Source organism: Parahoeflea alexandrii (genome assembly GCF_024105735.1).
GTDB lineage: Bacteria > Pseudomonadota > Alphaproteobacteria > Rhizobiales > Rhizobiaceae > Hoeflea > Hoeflea alexandrii.
Genome location: NZ_JAAAML010000001.1, coordinates 1111718 through 1134583, shown reverse-complemented (window position 1 = coordinate 1134583; position 22866 = coordinate 1111718). Strand labels below are relative to the sequence as shown.

Genomic DNA, 22866 nt, shown 5'->3' with positions numbered 1-22866 from the left:
TCGGGCCTGCCCGCGTCTGGGTGGCACCCCTCAGCGCATCAGCTTGTCGATCGGGAAGATCGCGCAGGTTTCCGTGCCATGCGCCAGAAGTTTGCCCGAGCTGTCTCTGAGATAGGCCTCCGAAGTGGCAATCGTCTTGCCCCGGTGCACAACCCGCCCCTCGCAGGCCAGTTCACCCATATCCGGCAGGATCGGCCGGGTCAGGTTGAGCTTGAACTCCACCGTCGTGTAGCCCTCGCCTGGCTTGATCATCGTCATCACAGCACAGGCGAGCGCGGAATCCATGATCGTCGCCGCCCATCCGCCGTGAACCGTGCCAAGCGGATTGAGATGGTCGACGCCCGGTGTTCCGGTGAACACGATCAGGCCTTCCTCGACTTTTGTGAGCCAGAAATTGAGCGTCCTGGCCATGGCCGCGCCCGGCAGCCGGCCTTCGAGAATGCCTTTCATCACCGACAGGCCGCCTTCCCTGGCGACTAAATCGAGTGGCACGACGCCGGTAAACTGACCGTTGGCGCGTTGGTTGGTGTCATCGGTCATGAAATCGGTTCCTGAAGTGAGGGGGAAACGCGCGGCTCTTGCGGCATTGCCCGCAAGGCTGCCGCGCAAAAGCTCTCGCGGCTGATCGGCGGCTCGACACCGCGCGGCTCAAATACGTGCCGGCCGAGAAAATAGCCGGTCAGCCTGAAAGCCTGGTCGAGCATATCCGCGCTCGTGCAGGCCTGGGTGCGATCGGGCAGGAACGCCGGCAGCGCCAGCATCCGGTCAGCCCAGGGGCGGCCGGCTTCGGCGGACACCGCCCGGCCCGATTTGGGCGAGACATAGATGAGATCGGTATGGGCGCCGGTGGCAGCACAGGTGCTCAGATCAAGTCCGAAGCCGAGGTCTTCAAGCACCGCGAGTTCGAACCGGACATAAAGCGCCCCGGCTTCCTGCGGCGTATCCAGGCTGTCGAGAATGATCGCGAACGAATCGTGCAGCCGCGGATGGGAATCGCGCTCCGGCAACAGCCGCAACAAGGCGGCCATCGCCTGCACACCGTGCACGCCGATGGCGCTCTCCATCAGCCGTCCGGCGCGCGCGTTCAACAGTTCGACCTGGTATTGTCCGAGATGCTCGTCGAGCCGGGCGCGCCAGACAAGATCCACCGAATTGCCCGGTTGAAGCACCGGCTGCAGCCGCTTGGAACGCCCGCCGCGCACGATGCCCAGGTGCCGGCCATGCGCCTTGGTCATGACCTCGGCGATAACCGAGGTCTCGCCGTGCTTTCGCAGGCCCAGTATGATGCCCTCGTCTCGCCATTCCATCGCGTGACCTTGCCCGCTTACAGCACCGCGCATCCTCCTGGATGCGCAAAGGCTGCTGCAACTCCTTAAATCGATGCATGTACGTTATCGTTCAAATAAACACATTTGAACGCGACATGCATTAATGCGGAAATTCAAGTCCCATCTCGCGGTATCGCTCGGGATCATTGCCCCAGTTCTCGCGGACCTTGACGAACAGGAACAGGTGCACCTTCTGCTCGAGGATCTCGGAGATTTCCTTGCGCGATGCCTGGCCGATGGCCTTGATGGTCTCTCCCTTGTGGCCAAGCACGATCTTCTTCTGGCTTTCGCGCTCGACATAGATGACCTGCTCGATGCGAACCGAGCCGTCCTTCTTCTCTTCCCAGCTTTCCGTCTCGACATGCGAGGCATAGGGCAGTTCCTGATGCAGCCGCAAAAACAGCTTCTCGCGAGTGATCTCGGCCGCCAGCTGCCGCATCGGCAGGTCGGAGATCTGGTCTTCGGGATAGTACCATGGACCTTCCGGCAGCGTTTTCGCCAGGTAATCCATCAGGTCCTTGCAGCCCGAGCCGTTGAGTGCCGAGATCATGAAGGTCTCGTCAAATCTGGCCTTCTCGTGAATGGCGGCCGTCAGCGCCAAGAGCGTGTCGCGCTTGACCTGGTCGATCTTGTTGATCACCAGGATCGTCCGCCCCTGGCGTTCGGCAAGCGAATCGAGCAGCGCTTCGGCGTCTCCCTTGATCCCGCGCTCGGCGTCGACAAGCACCAGCACCAGGTCGCCATCCTTGGCGCCACCCCAGGCAGTCGTTACCATCGCCCGGTCGAGCCGGCGCTTCGGCGTGAAGATCCCCGGCGTGTCGATGAACACGATCTGGGTCCGGTCGTGAATGGCAATGCCGCGCACGATCGCCCGCGTCGTCTGCACCTTGTGCGAGACGATCGACACCTTGGCGCCGACAAGCTGGTTCATCAGGGTTGATTTTCCCGCATTCGGAGCGCCGATCAGCGCCACGAAGCCGGACCGGGTCGGGCCCTGCGGTTCCGCCGGGCTTGCCTCTGTTTCAGGTGTATCATTCATCATCTTTTCCTGCATTTGCCTGCCAGACGCCTTCGCGCTCAAGGAGTGCGGTCGCTGCGGCCTGTTCGGCGGCACGCTTGGAGCGGCTGACGCCGCTGGCGGGCTTGGCCCCTTCAATCTCGACGGTCACTTTGAACACCGGCTCATGGTCGGGGCCGGACCGGTCGGTCACCCGGTAAACCGGGGTCACGCCGTAACGGGCATGGGCCCATTCCTGCAATTCGGTCTTGGCGTCGCGCCGTGCGGCGTCCTCCGCAAAGGCCCGCCCCTTCCAGTGAGCGTGGATGAAACCCCGCGCCGCCTCGAGCCCAGCATCAAGATAGATCGCGGCAATGATGGACTCGACCACATCGGCGCGCACATTCAACATCCGCTTGTCGGTCACCTGCTTCACATCCGCACCGGTGCGGATGAACTCGTGCAATCCAAGCTCGTCGGCCACCTCCCCGCAGGTCTGCGCACTGACAAGCTGGTTGAGACGCACCGACAATTCGCCCTCGCTGGCGTCGCGGAAATGGTCAAACAGCAGTTCAGCCACACACAGGCCGAGCACCCGGTCACCAAGAAACTCCAGCCGCTCGTAGTTTCCGCCCGACGGATTGCGCAGGCTGGAGTGCGTCAACGCCCGCTCGAGCCTGCCCGCATCGGCAAATCTGTGGCCGATGCGTTCCTCGACCCGGGCGACGATGTCCGCTGCTTTCCTGGCCGCGCGTTTCATCGCTGAGCTGATTTGAAGAACCGCTCCAACCTGAGGTCAGTCGGCCATTTCCAGATCTCCAGCGGCGATGCGCCCTCGCCGATCGAGAAGAAGATGATCGTTGCCCGGCCGATGAAGTTCTCAAGTGGCACATAGCCAACCTCGAACCGGCTGTCCTGCGAGTTGTCGCGATTGTCGCCCATCATGAAGTAATGGCCTTCGGGAACCACGAACTCGCGCGTGTTGTCGCCCGGCGAGTTCGGCGTCAGATCGAGTGTCGTGTAACTCACCCCGTTGGGCAGGGTTTCCCGGTAGACCGGCACATCCGTGCTCTGGCTGTAGCGTCCTTCCGGCGTATAGCTGCCGACGAGTTCGCGCTTGACCGCTTCACCATTGATGAAGAGCTGTCCGTCAGTCACCTGGATACGGTCTCCGGGAAGCCCGACGACGCGCTTGATGTAGTCGATCTTGGTGTTGCTGGGCAGGCGGAACACGGCGACATCGCCCCGTTCCGGCTCACTGCTCCAGATCCGGCCGGAGAACAGGTCCGGCGAGAACGGAATCGAGTACTTGGTGTAGCCGTAGGAATATTTCGACACGAACAGATAATCGCCGACCAGCAGCGTTTCCATCATCGACCCCGACGGAATGCTGAACGGCTGGAAGAACAGGGTGCGGATGATCACTGCAAGCAGCAGTGCCTGCACGAGGACCTTGATGTTCTCCCAAAGTCCGCCGGATTGGTCTTCTTTTGTATCTGACACGCGTTGAGTTCCTCAAGATAGGGCGCGGAAGCGCTTTCTCTAGCCGTTTGCATCGTTCCGGGCAACACCGCTTGCCAATGTCGCGCATTGTGCCGCACGCGGCCGGTTCGAAACAGCTCGATTCCGGTAGAAGCGCCGGGTTGACGTCAGTCCCGGCCAAGCGCCTCGATGATCACGAACGCCTGCGCCAGCGGATAGTCATCGGTTATCGTCAGATGAATGGCGCACCTCATGCCGTCAGGCGTCATCTCCTTGAGGCGCTCGGCGGCACCGCCGGTCAATTGCATGGTGGGCTTGCCGCCCGGCAGGTTCACAACGCCCATGTCCCGCCAGAACACGCCTCTCGACAACCCTGTTCCAAGTGCCTTGGAGCAAGCCTCCTTCGCCGCGAACCGCTTGGCGTAGGAAGCCGCACGCAAGGCCCGGCGATCCGACTTGGCCCGCTCGACATCCGTAAAGCAGCGCCGGATGAAACGCTCGCCGTGACGTTCGAGTGTCTTCTCGATCCGCCTGATGTCAATCAGATCACTGCCAATTCCGATGATCACGCCCTGTTTGCCCTGTCCGCCGTTCGCTCGGCTCTTGCCGCGGCCAGCTCACGAAGCCGTGCCTTGGCCCGCGCCGCCAGTCTGGATTTGCGCTGTGTCTGAAACGCCCGCACACCCCAGTAGGTCAAGACATAGACTGCCACGCCGGTGATGACACCGGGCGGGATCGCCCCGATCAGCATTGGCTTGAGCACAGGCTCCCACAATTGACCGACATCAAGGTGACGCAGGAGAGCTTCAAGATTGACGTGCTTCTGGTGGACGCCGGTCTCGACCCCGATCAGCATGTTTCCGACCTTGAGCGTCAGCGCCCAGATGAAGGGAAACGAAAGCGGATTGCCGAAGGCTGTCCCCAATGCAGCGGCCACCATGTTGCCCGCGAGCACGTAGGAGAGCGCGAACGCCAGGATGAAATGAAACCCGAGCAGCGGCGTCCAGGATGCAAACACCCCTGCCGCAACACCAGCCGCGATCGCGTGCGGAGTCGCCGTCAGCCGCAGCACCCGCTTGATGAAATACTGGAACGACCGGCCAAACGATCTCCTCGGCCAGAGCGCGGTGCGCAACCGGTCAAAAAATCCTTCGGGTCTTCGGCGACGAAACAGCATGTCGTGTCCGTATATCGCTCTTTTTGTGTCAGCTCTAAGTCAGCCCGACAACAAATTTTCCAGAACGCCTTTCTTCCTTTGTCATTGCCACCAAGCCTGCCAGACAACCGCGAAGAACTGGTAAAGGCCTGCCTGAAAATCCGCCCGGTCTTCCACGCCGCCGCACGGTCACTGATAAATCCGTTCGACGGTCGATACGGATCCCAGTTCCTTCAATTGCGTGATCAGCTGGTTGAGGTGCTTGAGATCCCAGACCTGCAGATCAATCAGCATCTCGGTAAAGTCCGCCGCAACCCGCACCATGGTCAAATTCTGGATGTTGGTCTCGCTGGTCGCGATCGCCTGCGAAACCTCCGCAAGCGTGCCCGGTGCATTGATCGCAGTGACAAGAATGCGCGCCGGGAACCGGTTCTTGTTGTTCTCGTCGATGTCCCAGCGGATATCGACCCAGCGGTTGGGTTCATCATCGAATTTCGTCAGCTCCGGCGACTGGATCGGGTAGATGGTGATTCCCGCTCCGGTTTCGAGAATGCCGACAATGCGGTCGCCAGGCACCGCGCCGCCGGGCCCGAACTTGACCACCGAATTGTCGTCCATACCGCGAATCGGCATCGCCGCCATGTCGGGATCAGGACCGATCTGCCGCGAAGCCCTCGGTGATTTCTGGGTCTTGCCCAGACCGGGTAGCTTGAAAATGAGCCCGGCGGCGCTGCGCAGATTGAACCAGCCCTCGTCTGCCGGCTTGCGCGGCGATACCCGGGCCTCCTGGTGATTGGGGTAGACCGCGCGGAACACGTCGTCGGACGCCAGTTCGCCGCGACCAACCGCCGTCAGAACATCCTCGACATCCTTGTGCCCGAGCCGGTGCAGGACCGGCTTCAACCCGTCACGCGACAGCGGTTTTCCCGCCCGCGTGAAGGTCCGTTCGAGGATCCGCATGCCGAGCCCGGAATACTGCTTGCGCACGGCGGCCTTGGTGGCCCGCCGGATTGCCGCCCGCGCCTTGCCGGTCACCACGATTTCTTCCCAGGCTGGCGGCGGAACCTGGACGCCGGACCGCAGGATCTCCACCTCGTCGCCATTGGCAAGCCGTGTCACCAGCGGCATGATCCGACCGTTGATCTTGGAGCCGACGCAGGTGTCGCCGATATCGGTATGCACCGCATAGGCGAAGTCGATCGGCGTCGCCCCGCGCGGCAGCGCGATCAGCTGGCCCTTCGGGGTGAAGCAGAACACCTGGTCCTGAAACAGCTCGAGCTTGGTGTGCTCCAGAAAATCCTCGGGGTTGTCGCCGACGGACAATGCCTCGATGGTTTGCCTTAGCCACGAATAGGCCCTGGAATCCTTGGACAGCACGACGGCCTCGTCACCGGTCGTTGCATCCTTGTAGAGCGTGTGCGCCGCCACACCGCGCTCTGCCACATCCTGCATCCGGCGCGTCCGGATCTGCAACTCGACGCGCTGCCGTGACGGACCGACGATGGTCGTGTGGATCGAACGGTAGTCATTCTGCTTCGGTGTTGAGATGTAGTCCTTGAAACGTCCCGGCACGACCGACCAGCGCATGTGCACGATGCCCAGCGCCCGGTAACAGTCCGCCTCGCTGTCGACGATGATGCGGAACCCGAACACATCGGAAAGCTGCTCGAACGACAGCGACTTGGACTGCATCTTGCGAAACACCGAATAGGCCTTCTTCTGCCGGCCCTTGACCTGCGCCGTCATGCCCTGCTGCTTGAACAGCGCCGAAAGCTCGTCCTCGATGGTGTGGATCAGGTCGCGGTTGCGCTCGGACAGCTCCGCCAGCTTGCCCGTGACGGTGTCATAGGCCTCCTGGTTGATGTTCTTGAAGGCAAGTTCTTCAAGCTCCTCGCGCATTTCCTGCATGCCCATGCGTCCAGCCAGCGGGGCATAGATATCCATGGTTTCTTCGGCTATGCGGGCGCGTTTTTCCGGCGGCACATGTTCCAGCGTCCGCATGTTGTGCAGCCGGTCGGCCAGCTTGACCAGAAGCACCCGCACATCATCGGAAATGGCCAGCAGCAGCTTGCGCAGATTCTCCGCCTGCTTGGCCCGCTTGGTGACAAGATCGAGTTTCTTGATCTTTGTCAGCCCTTCCACCAGCCGCCCGATATCCTCGCCGAACAGCTCGTCGATTTCCGCCCGCGTTGCCGAGGTGTCCTCGATCGTGTCATGCAGCAGCGCCACGGCGATGGTGGCTTCATCGAGCCGCATCTCGGTCAGGATCGCAGCAACTTCCAGCGGGTGGGAGATGTAGGGGTCCCCGCTCGCACGCGTCTGCTTGCCATGTTTCTGCATGGCGTAAACGTAAGCCTTGTTCAGCAGGGCCTCGTTGACATCCGGTTTGTATTTTTGCACGCGCTCCACGAGCTCGTACTGACGCATCATCTGATGGGCACTCCAAAACAAGAAAATGCGCCGAATCGAACGACCGGCGCATTGCAAAGCATCAGCTGTCTATCGGCCTCCGGACTCATGGCCTGCCGATTCATGCAAATCGTCAGGCCACGTCCAGACGCTTAATAGTCGTCGCTTTTTTCCGGCGGCACAAGTCCTTCGATGCCAGCGAGCAGCTCTTCTTCCGACATCGAGCCGAAAGAAACGCCCTCGGGCTGATCGTCTTCGGCGACAACCTCTTCCGTCGTCTCTGCAGTCTGCAGGTAACGCTCCGGATCGGGCTCCGGCTCGTCAACTTCGACATGCTTCTGCAGCGAATGAATGAGGTCTTCCTTCAGATCGCCGGGCGAAAGTGTTTCATCTGCGATTTCTCTGAGGGCAACAACAGGGTTCTTGTCGTTATCACGCGAGATCGTGATTTGTCCGCCCTGGGAGATCTGGCGGGCGCGATGGCTGGCAAGCAATACCAGTTCAAAACGATTATCAACCTTGTCGATGCAATCTTCGACTGTGACGCGGGCCATTGCCTGTCCTTTGCAAACTGCTATGGGGGAGTTTGACCATGCGATAAACACATTGTGTGGCTAATTCAAGTCCTTTGCGGCAAAAGCACTTGTTTGACGCCCCGTATATTGCAGTTTACGCAACCGACCTTTGCGTCAGAATCATCGGTCCTTTAGCAGCTATGCATAAGTATCAAGGCGACAACCCTTGAAAAATGGGACCAACCGCAGCATTTGGTTCGGCCTGACGATTTATTGAGTCGTGGAACAGTATGAGAATGGTACTTGTATGGCTTTCAAAAAGTTCGAGATCGATCTAAATTGGTCATGCAGAAGCCAGACTTGCCTTCAGTTGAGACAGAGGGCTTCTTTGAAAGGAAGATCATAAGTGTTTGATCCAAGAGAGAAAATTGCGCTCTTTATTGATGGGGCGAATCTATACGCAGCGTCAAAAAGCCTGAATTTCGATATCGACTACCGGAAGTTGCTCAAGGCTTTTCAATCCCGCGGGTATTTGTTGCGGGCCTACTATTACACCGCTTTGATTGAGGATCAGGAATATTCATCGATCCGCCCATTGATCGACTGGCTCGATTACAATGGGTATAAAGTAGTTACCAAGCCCGCAAAAGAATTTACCGACTCCACCGGCCGTCGGAAAATCAAGGGCAACATGGACATCGAGCTCGCAATCGATGCCATGGAGCAGTCTGACGTAGTCGACCACTTGGTAATTTTCTCCGGTGACGGCGATTTCACGTCCTTGGTCGAGGCCTTGCAGCGCAAGGGCCGCAAGGTGACAGTCGTCTCCTCGCTTTCCTCCCAGCCGCCAATGATCGCCGATGACCTTCGCAGGCAGGCTGACTACTTCATCGACCTGACCAGCCTGAAATCGGAAATCGGCCGAGAGCCGTCAGAACGTCCGCAGCGATCCTACGCGCCGGCGGAGGAAGAGGAAGAATTCGAGGATTGACCCGGAAGTGGCTGTGTCCGGCCACATGGCCCGACCGAACGAGCCTGATCCCGATTGCAGCCTTTGTCCGCGGCTGCACGATTTTGCACTCAAGAACCGCGACCGGTTTCCCGACTGGCACAATGCTCCGGTCGAAACATGGTATCCCCCGGAAGGGTCATCCGCGGTTGAGTTGCTGATTGTAGGCCTGGCGCCCGGCCTGCGTGGCGCCAACCGTACCGGCGTTCCCTTTGTAGGCGATGATTCAGGCGCTCTCCTGCATGAAACACTGGCCAGGCACGGACTGGCCGAAAACGATGCAACGCCTGCTTCCGCGGACCAGCCGAGACTGAAGGGCATTGCAATCACCAACGCGGTTCGGTGTGTTCCACCTGAAAACAAGCCGGTCGGGGCGGAAATCAACACCTGCCGGAGATTTCTCACGGCCGCAATCGAAGCCATGCCGCGGCTCAAGGTCATCATCACGCTTGGCAGGATTTCACACGACAGCACCATTCGCGCGCTCGGCGGCAAACCGGCTCACCATCCCTTCAGTCATGGCGCCAAAACAGCAATGGGCAATATGTGCATCATTTCGAGCTACCATTGCTCACGCTACAACACCAACACCGGTCGCCTGACGGTGGAAATGTTTGATGCAGTCTTCGAAAGCGCGGTCAGATGGCTGGACTGACTCCGGACGTCAGCCTGGCGGGTGCAAGCCCTAGCCGCGATCGCGCAACAGCCTGGATTTGTCCCGGTTCCAGTCACGCTCCTTCTGGGTCTGGCGCTTGTCGTGCAGTTTCTTGCCACGTGCCAGCGCCAGCAGAAGCTTGGCCCTGCCCTTGTCATTGAAGTAGATCTTGAGCGGAACCAGGGTCATCCCGTCACGCTGAACGCCCTGCGCCAGCCGCGCGATTTCGCGCGCCTTGAGCAGGATCTTGCGCCGCCGCCGGGGCTCATGGTTGAAACGGTTGGCCTGCAGATATTCGGGCACGTAGGAATTGATCAGCCACATCTCGCCGCCTTCCTCATTGGCGTAGGATTCGGCGATGTTTGCCTTGCCTTCCCGAAGCGACTTCACCTCGGTGCCGGCCAAAACCAGGCCAGCCTCGATCGTGTCGACAATCTCGTAGTTGAACCGAGCCTTGCGGTTTTCAGCCACGACCTTTCCGTGCTGGGATTTGTCGTCCTTCCTGGGAGCCATGATCAGCCCGCCACGCCCGCCTGAGCAAGCGCCGCGTCAAGCAGGGCCGCGGTACCCGGCTCTACCGGAGTGAGCGGCGAGCGCACGACATTCTTGATCAGGCCCATCTTGGCCAGGCAATACTTCGTCCCAGCCACACCGGGCTCGTGGAAGATCGCCTTGTGAAGCGGCATCAGCCGGTCAAGCAGCGTCAGCGCCGTGGCATAGTCGCCGCGCAGGGTTGCCTCCTGAAACTCGACACATTGCCGGGGCGCCACATTGGCCGTCACCGAGATGCAGCCAACACCGCCATGCGCATTGAAGCCGAGCGCGGTCGGATCCTCACCGGACAATTGCACGAAATCCTTGCCACAGGCCATCCGCTGCTCCGGCACGCGGGCGAGGTTCCCCGTCGCGTCCTTGACGCCGACAATGTTGAAGAAGTCACGGGCAAGCGCCGCCATCGTCTCCACCGACATGTCGATCACCGAGCGCGGCGGTATGTTGTAGATGATGATCGGCAGCGTGATTGCCTCGGCCACGGCCTTGAAATGCTGATAGAGCCCCTTCTGCGTCGGCTTGTTGTAGTAGGGCGTCACGACCAGCACGGCATCGGCACCAGCCTTCTCGGCATGAACGGCAAGTTCGATCGATTCCGCCGTGTTGTTCGATCCGGCGCCGGCGATCACCGGAACCCGGCCCGCGGCAACCTCGACGCACAGTTCGACAACGCGCTTGTGCTCGGCATGCGTCAGCGTCGGGGATTCGCCGGTGGTGCCGACTGGAACCAGACCACCGCTTCCAGCCTTGATCATGCGCTCGACATGGCGCGCAAAGCCATCCTCATCCACCGCGCCATCCTCGGTGAAAGGGGTAATGAGGGCCGGAAGGGAACCCTTGAACATGCTGCTCTCCAAATACTGTACTTCGCGCCCCTGGGCGCTTTCACTCACCTGTACCGCAGGCGATACAGGAAATAACGGCAGCCGAAAAGCCTTGCGCAGGCTCTGGCAGCGCTTTTGCGCCGATTGACGTCACCTGAACGGGCGGTTCGCTGGTCTGGCCGCAGATTACCCGCAATTGTGTCGGAACATCGCATTCGAACGAAGTTTATAAGCTTTTCTTAATCCTTGTTTCACCGGGTTTTTGCTAGAGACGGTCAAGGGTGGGAAAACAGACCGGCAACCGGGAAGCCACGGGTGGTGACCGGATGGCGGAAACGTCAATGCGCACAGAAGGTGACGATGTCAAAAATCGCTCTCGCTACCCTGACTGTACTGACCTGTATCCTGGCAACCGCCAGCGGGGCTGCGCCCCTGCCCTCCGGATCGATTCCCTTGCCCACCCCGCGGCCCCAGGCCGAGGCTCCCGGCGTTCAAGCACCTGCCGCTCCGGTAACGCCCGTCATGAACGCGCTCGGCTCCGGCCTCGAAGCCCTCAGTGACGGAAACGCAAGCCTTGCCCGTCAGATCCGCGACATGCTTCCGCGCGCGACGCTCGACCGGCACATCCTGACCTGGGCGATCGCCCTCTCCGGGCTCGAAGATGTTCCTTCCGGCGAAATCTCGGAAGCAGCGGTGGAATTGAAAGGCTGGCCGGGTCTCAATGCTTTGCCGCGCCTGCTCGAAAACGCTCTTTTCCACGAGGATCCGCCGGCACGGAAGGTGCTCTCGGTTTTTGCCGGCAGGCAGCCCGAAACCGCCAGAGGCGCGATCATACTGATCAGGGCACTGGCCGCCACGGGCGACACCAAACGCGCCCGCGCCATTGCTTCGGAAGTCTGGCGCACGGTCAGCATGAACGACCGCGATGCCAGCCTTTTCCTTTCCGAGTTCGACAGCCTGTTGACCAAGGCCGATCATTTCCGCCGGATGGAAATGCTGCTTTATCGCGATCAGGTCAGCGACGCCGGCAAATTGTCGTCAAGGGCTGAAGCCCAGTCGCTCTACCGGGCCTGGGCCGCTGTGATACGAACGCCAACAAAGGCCGCCGACGCCATCAAGGCAGTCGACCGCTCCTGGCACCAGACGCCGGCATATCTGTATCTGCGCATTCGCCACCTTCGCGAGCTTGAGAAAAACAAGGAAGCAGCCGCGCTTCTGGCCAAAATGCCGCGCGACCGCGCAGCCCTTGTTGATCCGGACGAATGGTGGGTGGAAGCCCGCATCGTCAGCCGTGGCCTTTATGAGGACGGCGATCCGAAAGGAGCCTACAGGCTGGCTGGCGCCCATCTCGCACAAAGTCCCGAAGACGTGGCCGAAGCCGAGTTCCATGCCGGCTGGTATGCGCTCAGAGGTCTGGGCGACGCAAAGACCGCTGCCGGGCATTTTGCCAGGATCCTGACAGTGGCAAGCGGCCAGATCTCGACCGCCCGGGCCCATTACTGGCTCGGTCGCGCCGCAGACGCAGGTGCCGGCGGCAAGGCATCGGACCATTACGCAAGAGCCGCTAACCATCCCTCGACCTTCTACGGGCAGCTCGCCAGCGCAAAACTGGGCCGCAAGAAACTGAACATTGCCTACCCGTCCCCCTCGGCCAGCGACCGGAACCGGTTTGCAGCCCGTGAAGCCGTCCAGGCCATCAGCAAACTCGAAAGCGCGGGCGCCGAATGGCGTGCCGACACGCTCTACCGGGCGCTGGCCGCCGAACTTGAAAGTCCCGGAGAGCTGGCCATTCTGGCGGCCATGGCAGAAAGGCGGGGCGACCATCAACTGTCGTTGCAGGTCGGCAAGATCGCCTGGAACAGAGGGCTGGATGTGGCTGCCCTCGCCTACCCGCTGGGTGCCGTGCCAAGTGCCGCCAACATAGACGGGTCCGGCAAGGCGCTCGCCTATTCGATTGCGCGCCAGGAAAGCGCCTTCAACAAGGCGGCGATCTCGCCCGCCAATGCCCGCGGCCTGTTGCAGATCCTTCCCGGGACAGCCAAGGGTGTCGCGGCACGTCATGGTCTCGCCTATTCGAAGCAGCGCCTGACCACCGATGCCGGCTACAATGCCACGCTTGGCGCGCACTTCCTCGGCGAACAGATTTCCGATTTCGGCGGTTCCTACATTCTCACCTTCATCGCCTACAATGCCGGTCCGAGCCGCGTCCCGCAGTGGATCAATCGTTTTGGCGATCCACGCGGCCAGCCACTTGATGAAGTGATCGACTGGATCGAGCTCATTCCGTTCACGGAGACCCGTCATTACGTTCAGCGGGTGATGGAGAACTATCAGATCTACAAGGCCCGACTGGGCCAACCGGCCGACATTGAAAACGATCTGAGGTTCGGCCGCAGATGAAGTCTGTCCCATCCGGCTCGAAATGGGCTATAGGCTTGCTCGTGAAGAGAAAGCGACAGGAGCAGGATTGGCCATGACGAACGGAGCATCTGGCGGCACCAGCAAACTGAACACGGGCAAACAGGACACCGGTACCTGGGAAAGCGTGTTCTATTCCGCAAGTGACGGACTGAGGCTGCATGCGGCTGATTACGGCCGCCACAATCCCGCAACCCGTGACCGCTTGCCGGTGGTGTGCCTGCCAGGGCTGACCCGCAACACCCGCGATTTTGACGATCTGGCGAAAATCCTGTCGACCGATCCCAAGGCGCCTCGGCGCGTGGTCAGTTTTGACTACCGCGGCCGTGGCGGCTCGGCATGGGACAAGGACCCTTCGCGTTACACCATCACGGTAGAGGCCGAGGATGTGCTCAGCGGCATGGCGGCGCTCGGCCTCGAGCATGCGATATTTATCGGCACCTCGCGCGGCGGGTTGATCATGCACGTGCTGGCGGCGACCCGGCCGGGGGTCATGGCGGCGGGCGTGCTCAACGACATCGGGCCGGTGATCGAGGGCGCGGGGCTGGCCCAGATCAAGGCCTATCTGTCGCGCATGCCCAGGCCCAAATCATGGGAGGACGCCGCACAGATCCTGGCTGACGCCCATTCCAAGAGCTTTCCGGCTCTCACCGGCCCGGACTGGTCCGACTTCGCGCGCGCCGTGTACGTGGAGAAAGACGGTAAACTGATTGCCGATTACGATCCCGCCCTGGTCGACGGACTGAAGGGCGTCGACCTCAGCACGCCGTTACCTACGCTGTGGCCCCAGTTCGAAGGCCTGGGCGGAATGCCGCTGATGGCCCTGCGCGGCGAGCACTCGACACTGCTCTCCGAAGAGACGCTGATCGAGATGAAAAACCGGGTTCCCTCACTTGAGACGGTCACGGTTGCCGGTCATGGCCATGCCCCCATCCTGCATCTTGAAGGTATTCCGGGGATTCTCGCGAAATTCTTTGCTTCGGTCGACAAGCAACGGCGGCACTGAAACCAGCCCGAGAGCGGCCTCCCGCATCGAAAGCTCGGTATTTCGAAACCAGCCCGATGCTTCCCTTGGGCGTTCGCAGCTACTTTTGACCGCCACCCCTGGGCTTACCTTTCGAACTCGCCACCTCGCCCTTGGCAACCCGCTTGGAGAATTCGGTCTTTTCGCCCTTGGCCAGCACCTTGGCCTGGCGCACCCACTCTTCGCGCTCGATACGCCCGGAAAATGACAATTGCTCGGCGAACTCAGCCTGCTCCTTCTTGGTCCAGGCTGCTATCTGCGCGAAGCGGGTGATCCCTGCAGCCTGCAGCTTGGTTTCGATTGCCGGACCGATCCCCTTGATAAGTTTGAGATTGTCGGGCGTGTCTGGAACGGCGGAGCCGGCCTTGGCGGATGGCCTGGCTCTCGCGGAGGCATCGCTTCCCGCCTTGCCGGCTTTCGAAGCCTTTGCCTTGGCCTTCACCGGCTTGCTCTCTGTGGCATCACCTTTCCGGATACGCTTGCCGGTCGCAGGCTTTGTCGTTGCAGGCTTCGCAGTCCTGGCTCGGGCAGGCTTCTTGGTCGGAGCCGATTGGCCCTCGGGCTTCGGCTCTTGAGCCGGTGCCGGCGGTGCGGCGACAGTCTCCGGATCGGAGGTCAATGCGGTGGCCGGTTGAGGCGTGGTGGCAGGCTCGTAATGCGGTCTCGGCGCAGCAAGCTCACTTGCAGTCGAGGTCTTCGCGGCGCCTTCATGCGTCACCGCGGCCGCGGCACCCGAATGACGCGGATGAACCGTCATCCGGCCCTTGAGCCAGCATCCGAACAGGCATCCCAGGCCAAACGCAACGGCGATGAGCAACACGCTCTGGACGATAAACATGGTCATTTCTCCTCCTCCCAGGTGGCAGTGAAATCAGGCTTCAGCCCCGCGGACGCCCGCAGGTCTTCCACCCGACCAGTCCGCCGACAAGAAACGCCAGCAACAGCCAGAACCAAAGATGCGCAATCATGTACCACATTTGTCTCTCCCCGGGCCCGCAGCCCTTTGGCCGGACCGGCTACCTCATGACTTGAAACTCGATCCGGCGGTTTGCCGCCTTGCCTTGTACGGTTTCGTTCTCCCGCACCGGGCGACTTTCCCCATGGCCGACAGCCACCAGCCTTTTGGCATCAACGCCCGCCGCAGTCAGATAATCCGCCACCGCATCGGCACGACGCTCCGACAGCGCGAGATTGTCCGCTTCCGAGCCATCCGAGTCGGTGTGGCCGGATATTTCCATCCGGACGTCGCCGCATTGTTGCACAGTTGCCGCAATACGGTCGAGAAACCCGAAGGAATGAGGCTCGATGCCCGCATCGCCGGTTTGAAACAACACCGTGTTTGATCCCGCCAGAGAGTCGAGTTGCTGCTGGCAGTCCGCCAGAACCAACACCGTCTCCGGGATTTCCGCCCTCGACAACGAGCCGGTGCCGGAAAATCCCTCGGGCAACCCCTCTTCAATCAGGCGTCTTGTCTCACGTAGCGCAATTCCGCTCAGTGCGCTTCCCTGGACAGAGAGGTTCCGATCCTTCAGCACCGCCTCCGATTGCTCAAGTCTGCTGAGCGCCTGAAGCGCAATCAGCGCCGCTTGCCCGAACCCGTCCGGCGCGCCGGGCAACAACTCCATCCTGTCAAGGATCTCGATCGTCCCGACTTTCAACCGTGCGGCACTCAGAATAGCATCATGAACGGCCTGATCGGGCACCTGACCATCAAGTTCGAGTTGCTGCCGCGTCAGCCGCGCAGACCATTCATAGGGTTGTCCTTGAGCCATTCCGATATCGGCTGTCCCGAGCTTAACCCCGTCAGGCAACCGGTTTCCCAGAATGTCCTGAATGTTTCTGAAGGCTGCAGCGTCCCGCGCCTCACCCGATACATCCAGGGTCGCATCCGTCAGCGTGACCGTACCCTGGCTCATCGCAGCGAGTAGCGACAACCCGGTCTCGGTGGCTTCCAGCCAATCGACGAGTTGAGGTACGCCGGATGCGAACCGCATTCCGTCTTCCGTCTCTGCACCAGCGCCGATTTCCCCGGCTAGGGAGAGTATCGCCGAGCGAACCGCGGAATCGGGAATGTAGCCGGAGATGGTCAACCGATCCTCGTTCCGCGCCGCAGCCCATGTGTAGGACCCGGAAACCGCGGCAGGCGTGATGTCGATCGCACTGACGCTTCCTGCCGAGGGGGGAATCCTGGCAAGTGACGCCAGGGCAAGCTCGTGGTCGTCGGGATCAAGAGCCTGACCGCTGACCCTCATGCTCCGGTCGCTGATCTCGACGGAACCCGTCGACAAACGCGGGAAGACCGACAACCCGTAAGCCGCCAGGCTGGCAAGACCCACAGGCGCCCCGCGTGCCAGTTTCATCTGGTCAGACAGCGCGATCCCCGGGAGCAAGCCGGTCAGCGACGAAATGACTTCTGCACGCACCGTTTCATTGGGTACGAAACCACCCAGCACGATGCCGTTTCGGGTTTTCTCGGCTGAAAAACGATAGGGCGCCTCCTCGGGCAGCAGCACCGAGGCATCTGTTACACGCCTGACGCCCGAGATGCTCCGCGCAACACTCAGCGCACGGTCCCTGTCTTCTTCATCCGGTGCCAGCCCGGTCAGCGTCAGGTCGCGGCCCTTGAGCGTCACCTGGGCCCAGCCGTCTTCGCCGCGCAGCGCAGCGAGTGCCCTTGCCTTGAGTTCCGTCTCGACAACACCGGCCGTGAACCACACCGCCAATGCGGCAAGAAAGGCAACGGCGGCCACACCGGGCCAGAACCAGAGTCTGACGTTTCGCATGAGATCTCCGCCACGCAATTTGTGGCGGCAAGCCTATCACCCCTGCCCGACCAAGACCAAGCCCAAAGCGGCATTGCCCCGGTGGAGGCGGCACCCGCACCCGCAGGTCAGCTGCAAAAACGAAAAAACCCGGCAGCCAAAGCTGCCGGGTTCCATCAGATCAAACCGAGGTTTGATTAGAACGAACGACGTACCCAGACGAAGCCCGATGCAGTCGTGGTGTTCACGTTAGCATTGGACTTGTTCCAGCCGTAGTTACCTTCAAGACGAACGTTGAAGTTGGTAACCGGAGTCCACGACAGAGCACCTTCGACGAGGTGAGCGGTCTTGGTGGTACCACCGTTGGCGGCCGAGAAGCCGTCAAAGTACTGGTAGCCGAGAGTCGCGTTGACGGTTTCGGTAACGTCCTGGGTGTAGCCAAGACCTGCGGACCAGTTGGCGGTTTCGCCAGCTGCACCACCAGGAAGACCAACGCCGTAACGGTTGCCGACCTTGTTGTTGTAGAACATGCCGACGCGGAGCGAACCGCCGGTTGCTGCAACAGCAACTTCGACAAGGCCCTTGACGCCGACTGCCTTGGCAGATTCGTCGTAGGCGATGCGCACGTCAGCGCCGCCCCAACCCTGGGTCATGCCGAGAACGCCGACGACGTCCGGAGCCCAGTCACCGCGTGCAGCGCTGGTAGCTGCGCCGGGGACCAGATCGTTTTCGAGAACCAGAGCAGCGTAGAAGGCGCCCGCGTCATAGCGGTAACCGATCTGCTGGGTCTGCTGGTAAGCGTAGATGCCGCCGTTATCCGTCTGGATGATGCCGAAGTTGCCGACGCCGCCGCCCCACAGAGCTGCGAATGCCGATTCGGTGTAACCCATGAACAGGCCGCCGAGCTGCAGCATTGCCTGGTCCTGAACAACTGCAGCGTCGCCGTTAACGCCGCCCGAGTTGGACTGGAAGCGGATGTAGCCGCGCAGGGTGCCGAGTTCAGTTTCCGAGCGAGCGTCAAAGTTGAGGCGTGCGCGGGTGTTCTGCTGGTATTCCGAAGTGCCCTTGCTTGCAGTAACGCGGAAGCGGACATAACCGTCGATCTTCAGGCAGGTTTCGGTGCCCGGGATGTAGAAGAAGCCGGTGCCGAAAGCGTCGCAAACGCGGACGTATTCAACGGGCTCAGGCTCAGCTGCAACGATAGCGTCTGCAGCGCGTGCACCGGATACAGCAACGAGAGCTGCTGCGGAGCCGATGAGAAGGCTCTTAATGTTCATTTCTGACCTCCAGTCAAAAGTTAATGGTCTGGGTTGTCGCTGAAGGACAGTATTCTCTGTCCCATCCCCACAATGGAAGAAGTCAAGCGGGTTACCGCCGTGCCTTCGAGAGTGAACATACTCACCGGGGCTGAGCGCGCAACGCTGATCGCATCCACCGGAGGACCGTTCGCATGCCTTCACGGAACCCTGTTGCACAAATGACACGAAATCATCGCTGCGCCAGCCATTTGTTTACCCTTCATTAGGATATCCGGGGCGTTCACAGGCCATCCGGAACCGTTCTGCCGGCATGGGCCGGCCTGGCTTGCCTTGATTCACGGCGATTCTCACCGGCTTTGGCAGGCCTTGACGACGAATCGAGGTTGAACCGATTCAGCCGCCGCAAACCGAACCGGTGAATCCGCTGCCCCGAACATCCATTCTTGGCCGTCGGATATGTTACTTTGTATATAGCCGACCCAAGAGCGTGAATTTCGGACGCCCGGCAGGAGCAACAATGCCTTGCCCTGGCGTGGACTTAGACTGGGCTGGCCTGGACCGTTCAATTGGACGGGTTCATCGGACCAGGGTGACAGATGGGGTAACGGATCGGTGTTCACACATCAATCTTTGCTGGTCTTCTCTCGCCAAAAGCACCGAGGTTGAATCAGGTCATTCGGAGAAATTACACCAGCGCAGCCGTGGACGTTGACAATGATGCAGTCCGGCCTGAATTGCGGTTGATTACGCAGCCACGCTGGGGTAACAGACCTCTCGACGGAGAGGTGGCCGAGTGGTCGAAGGCGCTCCCCTGCTAAGGGAGTATACCCGGAAGGGTATCGAGGGTTCGAATCCCTTCCTCTCCGCCATTCCAACCATCTGATCTATTTGGATTTTTTTAATCCAGCCTGTCTGTTGCCCCGACAATATCCCTGACTTGTTGGTGTAATGCACCACCAGTCGATCCTTGGAAAAACTTCCCGACACGGCCGCTATCAGTCCACCGCGGCGAGTTCGTCATCGGTCAGCAAAGTAAAATATCGCTGTCCAGCCTCTCGGATCTGTGGGTCGACATACTCCGGAGTTGGTTTGATGGGATGTTATCGGTCCACTCGATCCACTCGTAAACGATCTGCCCTGAAACCGGGCTCCCTCCACTTTTCCGAACAGACCAGCCAAACCGTATCCCGCGGCGGCCGATCACTCCCTCAAGATCTCTAGGACTTGTTCAGTGGGGCTCATGCGAACATATCCGAAGCGTGCCACATCTGATGCCAGCTTCCGATAACGGCGCGGATCACTGCGATTGACCCGGCCAGAAGCCGAATACCTGTTCACCGTTCCTTCAGCGCATGGGCGATCTGGTCGCGCACTGGCTTGACGAGATAGGACAGAACGGTGCGGTCATCGGTCTTGAGAAAGGCCTCAACGGGCATCCCCGGGACCAGCTGCTTGCCGTTAAGTTTGACAAGCTCGACCTCCGGAATGGTCAGCCGCGCGGTGTAGTAACCAAGCCCGGTGGTCTCATCGATGGTCAGATCGGCGGACACTGTGAGCAGACGGGCCTCGAGCTCCGGCGTGGCTCTCTGGTCAAAGCTGGGAAAGCGCAGCCTTGCGTGCTGGCTCGGTGACAGCTGGTCGATGTTGGCCGGCTGGATCCGCGCCTCGATAACCAGAAGATCTTCCTTCGGCACAATCAGCATCAGCGTCTCGCCAGGTCCCACCACCCCGCCGAGCGTATGCTGGGAAAGTTGATGGACATAACCCGAGCTGGGAGCACGAATTTCGACGCGGGCCAGTTCGTCTTCGGCTGCGATCTTCTGTTCTTCCAATTGCGCGATGCGGGAGCGGACTTCCTGCAAGAGCTCAAGCACTTCGGCGCGCGATTCCGCCTCGATCTGGAGGATCTGGATCTTGCGCTCGCTGATCGCTTCGTAGGCCTGGGCTATCTCCGAGAGAAGCCCGCCATGAGCGCCCTCAAGCTGGGTCTTTTCCCGCCGCAACGAGCTCACCCGTTGCTTGGCAACGAGTTGCTGTTGCAACAGATCTTCGAGATCGACAAGCTCATCATCAACCAATTCGATTTCCGCTTGTGTGGCCAGGCTCTGTACCTGCAGACCGTCGATCTGCTTTTCCAATTGCCGGATTTGCTCGCCAAGCTGCTGCTTGCGGCCCTTCAGGCTGTTGCGCCGGGCTTCCATCAGGCGGATCTGGCTGTCTTCGATAATGCTTTTCGGCGCGTCGGCGACAGCGCCATCCTTGAGTGTGAATTCTATCAGTTCGGTACCGTCGCGCTCCGCCAGCAGACGGGCTTCCTGGGCGGACAGCTCGTCTAGCTGTTTGAGCACCACCGTGAAATTGGCCCGTGTCACCGTGTCATCCAGCCGGATCAGCAGATCCCCGGCTTTGACGGTGTCGCCGTCGCGCACGGTGATCTCGCGCACGATGCCGCCCTCGCGGTGTTGAACCTGCTTGGTGTTGCTCTCGACAACGACTGTGCCTGAAGCCACCACGGCACCGGAGATTTCGGTGTTGGCGGCCCAGCCGCCGACGCCACCGACAAGCAGCACGACCAGCGCCAAGGCAAAGACAAGATGCTTGCGGATGCTGCCCGCCAGCAAATTGTCGCTTGATCCATCATGCATTGGCTGCGACCCCGCGGGTTGGAACAGGTGCCACTAGTTTCTGCATCACCTCGTCCTTCGGGCCATAGCCCACGACCTTACCTTCAGCCAGGCACAGCACCTTGTCGACCGCGGCAATGGCGCTGGGCCGGTGGGCGATCACCACCACGATCGAGCCATGCGCACGCATTGATTTGATCGCGCCGGTGAGTGCTGCCTCTCCATCGGAGTCCAGATTGGAATTGGGCTCGTCGAGAAGCACCAGGAACGGACGGCCATACAGCGCCCGGGCCAGTGCGATGCGCTGGCGCTGCCCGCCCGACATGGCCATGCCCTCCGAGCCGATGAGTGTGTTGTAGCCGTCCGGCAGGCCAACGATCAGGTCGTGGACATCGGCGAGTTTCGCCGCATCGATGACGACATCGGAGGAAGGCTCAAGCGCAAAGCGGGAAATGTTTTCGGCGATGGTGCCATCAAACAGCTGCACATCCTGCGGCAGATAGCCGATAATATCGCCGATCCTGTCCGCCGGCCATTGTGTAAGTTCCGCGCCATCGAAGCGAACAGCCCCCTTGAGTGCCGGCGTCAGGCCGACGATCGCTCTGGCAAGCGTCGACTTGCCCGAGCCCGAAGGACCGATGACGCCAAGGCCCTCACCCGCGGCCAGTTCCAGGTTCACGCCCTGGATGAAGGCCTGGCGGATGCCGGCGGGACCGCAGGCAAGCTCCTCCAGCCGCAGCGATGATTGCGGCAACGGCAGATCAAGCATCTCGTCGTCGCCGGTTCTGTTCTCCGCCGCGATCAGGGCTTTCAGTCGGGTGAGCCCCTGCCGCGCGGCGATGAATCCGCGCCATTGCGAAACCGCCTGCTCAACCGGCGAAAGCGCCCGTGAAGTCATGATCGAGGCGGCGATCATGACACCCGGCGTGATCGCCTGTTGAATGGCCAGCCAGGCTCCGACACCCAGGATTGCCGACTGCAGCAGGAAGCGGATGGTCTTGATTGCCGTGCCGAAGAAGCCGGCCCAGTCGGCGGATGAGCGCTGCTTGGCGAGATAAGCGTCATTTTCCCTGGTCCAGCGCGATAGCATCGCGCCCATCATGCCCATTGACTGCACGGCTTCAGCATTGCGCCGGCTGGCCTCGACCACCGAATTACGCCTTCCCGCGACCTGCGCGGCTTCGGCTGCGGGCTTGCGGGAGAACATTTCGTTGAGCCCGATCAGCACACAGATGACCAGAGCGCCAGCGAGCGCCAGATAGCCCAGCACCGGGTGAAACAGGAACACCACGCCCAGATAGAGCGGGATCCACGGCACATCGAAAATGGCTGCCGGTCCCGACCCCGAGAGGAACTGGCGCACACTGTCGAGATCCTGAACCGGACGGTGCTTCGCGGCCTGCGCCCCGAGCCGCAGCGGCAATACCGTCGAGATCGCATAGGCGATGCCCGACAATTGCGCATCGACCCTCTGCCCAACGCGCGCCAGGATCCGGCCCCGGACCCCTTCGAGAAGCCCGTAGAAAACATACATCGACAGCGCCAGCCCGCCGATGACAATCAGCGTCGGCACCGAACCGCTGGCCAGCACCCGGTCATAGACCTGCAGCATGAACAAGGGACCGGTGAGCATCAGCACATTGATCAGCAGGCTGACCACGCCGATGCCCCAAAACGCCGAGCGCAGGGATGCAAAGACACCCGATACATCGATGGGTTTTGCTGCAGGTGGCCTTGGCGCGGACATGGCAACAGGCGTGCCGCCGGCGGCCGTTTCTGCTGCCGGCAAGGCCTGCACCGGGCCCGTGGTTCCGGAACCCGAAGAGGCTTGTTTACTCTGCACGATGACGCT

The 22866-nt window shown here is 60.9% G+C and carries 20 protein-coding genes and 1 tRNA gene; 5 read left to right on the top strand and 16 right to left on the bottom strand.

Translation table 11 applies throughout. The annotated features are described in order from the left end of the window. Positions 1-30: 30 nt before the first annotated feature. The 9 genes from GTW23_RS05170 to rpoZ form a co-directional block, all read right to left on the bottom strand. Positions 31-540, bottom strand: coding sequence for a PaaI family thioesterase (locus GTW23_RS05170; protein ID WP_152008093.1), 510 nt, complete (start codon positions 538-540; stop codon positions 31-33). Beyond that, positions 537-1307, bottom strand: a complete 771-nt coding sequence (gene recO, locus GTW23_RS05165) for a DNA repair protein RecO (RefSeq protein WP_252914878.1) — start codon at positions 1305-1307, stop codon at positions 537-539. Before recO ends, GTW23_RS05170 begins: the two co-directional genes overlap by 4 nt. A gap of 121 nt (positions 1308-1428) precedes the next feature. Next, positions 1429-2367, bottom strand: a complete 939-nt coding sequence (gene era, locus GTW23_RS05160; protein WP_252914877.1) for a GTPase Era — start codon at positions 2365-2367, stop codon at positions 1429-1431. After that, positions 2360-3085 carry a ribonuclease III gene (gene rnc / locus GTW23_RS05155; RefSeq protein ID WP_252914876.1) on the bottom strand — a complete coding sequence of 242 codons (726 nt, stop codon included), beginning with the start codon at positions 3083-3085 and terminating at the stop codon, positions 2360-2362. Before rnc ends, era begins: the two co-directional genes overlap by 8 nt. Then, positions 3082-3828: a signal peptidase I gene (gene lepB / locus GTW23_RS05150; protein ID WP_252914875.1), complete on the bottom strand. Its 747-nt coding sequence runs from the start codon at positions 3826-3828 to the stop codon at positions 3082-3084. The genes rnc and lepB overlap by 4 nt, the downstream gene beginning before the upstream one ends. A gap of 146 nt (positions 3829-3974) precedes the next feature. Next, complete coding sequence (gene acpS / locus GTW23_RS05145; protein ID WP_252914873.1) at positions 3975-4376, bottom strand: holo-ACP synthase; 402 nt, start codon at positions 4374-4376, stop codon at positions 3975-3977. Next, a complete protein-coding gene (locus GTW23_RS05140; protein WP_252914871.1) occupies positions 4373-4984 on the bottom strand; it encodes a DUF2062 domain-containing protein in 612 nt (203 codons plus the stop codon). The genes acpS and GTW23_RS05140 overlap by 4 nt, the downstream gene beginning before the upstream one ends. Before the next feature lie 168 nt (positions 4985-5152). Beyond that, the gene (locus tag GTW23_RS05135; RefSeq protein WP_252914870.1) at positions 5153-7393 is read right to left on the bottom strand and encodes a RelA/SpoT family protein; all 2241 of its coding nucleotides are present in this window, start codon (positions 7391-7393) and stop codon (positions 5153-5155) included. 131 nt (positions 7394-7524) lie between these two features. After that, positions 7525-7926, bottom strand: a complete 402-nt coding sequence (rpoZ, locus tag GTW23_RS05130) for a DNA-directed RNA polymerase subunit omega (protein WP_152008085.1) — start codon at positions 7924-7926, stop codon at positions 7525-7527. A gap of 367 nt (positions 7927-8293) precedes the next feature. Between rpoZ and GTW23_RS05125 the strand changes: the two genes are divergently transcribed. Further along, positions 8294-8878 carry a LabA-like NYN domain-containing protein gene (locus tag GTW23_RS05125; protein WP_152008084.1) on the top strand — a complete coding sequence of 195 codons (585 nt, stop codon included), beginning with the start codon at positions 8294-8296 and terminating at the stop codon, positions 8876-8878. Between the two features lie 25 nt (positions 8879-8903). Further along, positions 8904-9551 carry a uracil-DNA glycosylase gene (locus GTW23_RS05120; RefSeq protein WP_152011457.1) on the top strand — a complete coding sequence of 216 codons (648 nt, stop codon included), beginning with the start codon at positions 8904-8906 and terminating at the stop codon, positions 9549-9551. Positions 9552-9581: 30 nt separating this feature from the next. Here GTW23_RS05120 and smpB read toward each other — a convergent pair whose 3' ends face one another. Both smpB and dapA read right to left on the bottom strand, forming a co-directional pair. Continuing rightward, positions 9582-10064 carry an SsrA-binding protein SmpB gene (gene smpB, locus GTW23_RS05115; RefSeq protein ID WP_152008083.1) on the bottom strand — a complete coding sequence of 161 codons (483 nt, stop codon included), beginning with the start codon at positions 10062-10064 and terminating at the stop codon, positions 9582-9584. Positions 10065-10066: 2 nt separating this feature from the next. Then, positions 10067-10948 carry a 4-hydroxy-tetrahydrodipicolinate synthase gene (gene dapA, locus GTW23_RS05110; protein ID WP_152008082.1) on the bottom strand — a complete coding sequence of 294 codons (882 nt, stop codon included), beginning with the start codon at positions 10946-10948 and terminating at the stop codon, positions 10067-10069. A gap of 339 nt (positions 10949-11287) precedes the next feature. Between dapA and GTW23_RS05105 the strand changes: the two genes are divergently transcribed. Both GTW23_RS05105 and GTW23_RS05100 read left to right on the top strand, forming a co-directional pair. After that, positions 11288-13327: a lytic transglycosylase domain-containing protein gene (locus GTW23_RS05105; RefSeq protein ID WP_252914868.1), complete on the top strand. Its 2040-nt coding sequence runs from the start codon at positions 11288-11290 to the stop codon at positions 13325-13327. Between the two features lie 73 nt (positions 13328-13400). Then, positions 13401-14351: an alpha/beta fold hydrolase gene (locus tag GTW23_RS05100; protein WP_152008080.1), complete on the top strand. Its 951-nt coding sequence runs from the start codon at positions 13401-13403 to the stop codon at positions 14349-14351. A 79-nt stretch (positions 14352-14430) separates the two neighbouring features. On the opposite strand, the gene GTW23_RS05095 is transcribed toward GTW23_RS05100, so the two are convergent. The 3 genes from GTW23_RS05095 to GTW23_RS05085 all read right to left on the bottom strand — a co-directional run bounded on the left by GTW23_RS05095 (position 14431) and on the right by GTW23_RS05085 (position 18408). Then, positions 14431-15213 (bottom strand): NADH-quinone oxidoreductase subunit E, encoded by a 783-nt coding sequence (locus GTW23_RS05095; RefSeq protein WP_252914867.1) that lies wholly within the window; start codon positions 15211-15213, stop codon positions 14431-14433. A 172-nt stretch (positions 15214-15385) separates the two neighbouring features. Further along, positions 15386-17152, bottom strand: a complete 1767-nt coding sequence (locus GTW23_RS05090) for an OmpA family protein (RefSeq protein WP_252914865.1) — start codon at positions 17150-17152, stop codon at positions 15386-15388. Between the two features lie 176 nt (positions 17153-17328). Continuing rightward, a complete protein-coding gene (locus GTW23_RS05085; RefSeq protein WP_252914864.1) occupies positions 17329-18408 on the bottom strand; it encodes a porin in 1080 nt (359 codons plus the stop codon). A gap of 761 nt (positions 18409-19169) precedes the next feature. On the opposite strand from GTW23_RS05085, the gene GTW23_RS05080 reads away from it, so the two are divergent. Further along, positions 19170-19259, top strand: a tRNA-Ser gene (locus GTW23_RS05080). A 465-nt stretch (positions 19260-19724) separates the two neighbouring features. On the opposite strand, the gene GTW23_RS05075 is transcribed toward GTW23_RS05080, so the two are convergent. Both GTW23_RS05075 and GTW23_RS05070 read right to left on the bottom strand, forming a co-directional pair. Then, complete coding sequence (locus GTW23_RS05075) at positions 19725-21035, bottom strand: HlyD family type I secretion periplasmic adaptor subunit (RefSeq protein ID WP_252914863.1); 1311 nt, start codon at positions 21033-21035, stop codon at positions 19725-19727. Further along, a complete protein-coding gene (locus tag GTW23_RS05070) occupies positions 21028-22761 on the bottom strand; it encodes a type I secretion system permease/ATPase (RefSeq protein WP_252915571.1) in 1734 nt (577 codons plus the stop codon). Before GTW23_RS05070 ends, GTW23_RS05075 begins: the two co-directional genes overlap by 8 nt. Between the last annotated feature and the right edge of the window lie 105 nt (positions 22762-22866).

What these genes read in the sequence shown, in the direction of transcription:
- rnc (WP_252914876.1), bottom strand. Translation starts at nt 3,085, where the DNA reads ATGAAACGCGCGGCCAGGAAAGCAGCGGACATCGTCGCCCGGGTCGAG.
- GTW23_RS05120 (WP_152011457.1), top strand. Translation starts at nt 8,904, where the DNA reads ATGGCCCGACCGAACGAGCCTGATCCCGATTGCAGCCTTTGTCCGCGG.
- rpoZ (WP_152008085.1), bottom strand. Translation starts at nt 7,926, where the DNA reads ATGGCCCGCGTCACAGTCGAAGATTGCATCGACAAGGTTGATAATCGT.
- smpB (WP_152008083.1), bottom strand. Translation starts at nt 10,064, where the DNA reads ATGGCTCCCAGGAAGGACGACAAATCCCAGCACGGAAAGGTCGTGGCT.
- GTW23_RS05075 (WP_252914863.1), bottom strand. Translation starts at nt 21,035, where the DNA reads ATGCATGATGGATCAAGCGACAATTTGCTGGCGGGCAGCATCCGCAAG.
- GTW23_RS05105 (WP_252914868.1), top strand. Translation starts at nt 11,288, where the DNA reads ATGTCAAAAATCGCTCTCGCTACCCTGACTGTACTGACCTGTATCCTG.
- GTW23_RS05100 (WP_152008080.1), top strand. Translation starts at nt 13,401, where the DNA reads ATGACGAACGGAGCATCTGGCGGCACCAGCAAACTGAACACGGGCAAA.
- GTW23_RS05135 (WP_252914870.1), bottom strand. Translation starts at nt 7,393, where the DNA reads ATGATGCGTCAGTACGAGCTCGTGGAGCGCGTGCAAAAATACAAACCG.
- era (WP_252914877.1), bottom strand. Translation starts at nt 2,367, where the DNA reads ATGAATGATACACCTGAAACAGAGGCAAGCCCGGCGGAACCGCAGGGC.
- GTW23_RS05085 (WP_252914864.1), bottom strand. Translation starts at nt 18,408, where the DNA reads ATGAACATTAAGAGCCTTCTCATCGGCTCCGCAGCAGCTCTCGTTGCT.
- recO (WP_252914878.1), bottom strand. Translation starts at nt 1,307, where the DNA reads ATGGAATGGCGAGACGAGGGCATCATACTGGGCCTGCGAAAGCACGGC.
- dapA (WP_152008082.1), bottom strand. Translation starts at nt 10,948, where the DNA reads ATGTTCAAGGGTTCCCTTCCGGCCCTCATTACCCCTTTCACCGAGGAT.
- GTW23_RS05170 (WP_152008093.1), bottom strand. Translation starts at nt 540, where the DNA reads ATGACCGATGACACCAACCAACGCGCCAACGGTCAGTTTACCGGCGTC.
- GTW23_RS05140 (WP_252914871.1), bottom strand. Translation starts at nt 4,984, where the DNA reads ATGCTGTTTCGTCGCCGAAGACCCGAAGGATTTTTTGACCGGTTGCGC.
- GTW23_RS05070 (WP_252915571.1), bottom strand. Translation starts at nt 22,761, where the DNA reads ATGTCCGCGCCAAGGCCACCTGCAGCAAAACCCATCGATGTATCGGGT.
- GTW23_RS05095 (WP_252914867.1), bottom strand. Translation starts at nt 15,213, where the DNA reads ATGACCATGTTTATCGTCCAGAGCGTGTTGCTCATCGCCGTTGCGTTT.
- GTW23_RS05090 (WP_252914865.1), bottom strand. Translation starts at nt 17,152, where the DNA reads ATGCGAAACGTCAGACTCTGGTTCTGGCCCGGTGTGGCCGCCGTTGCC.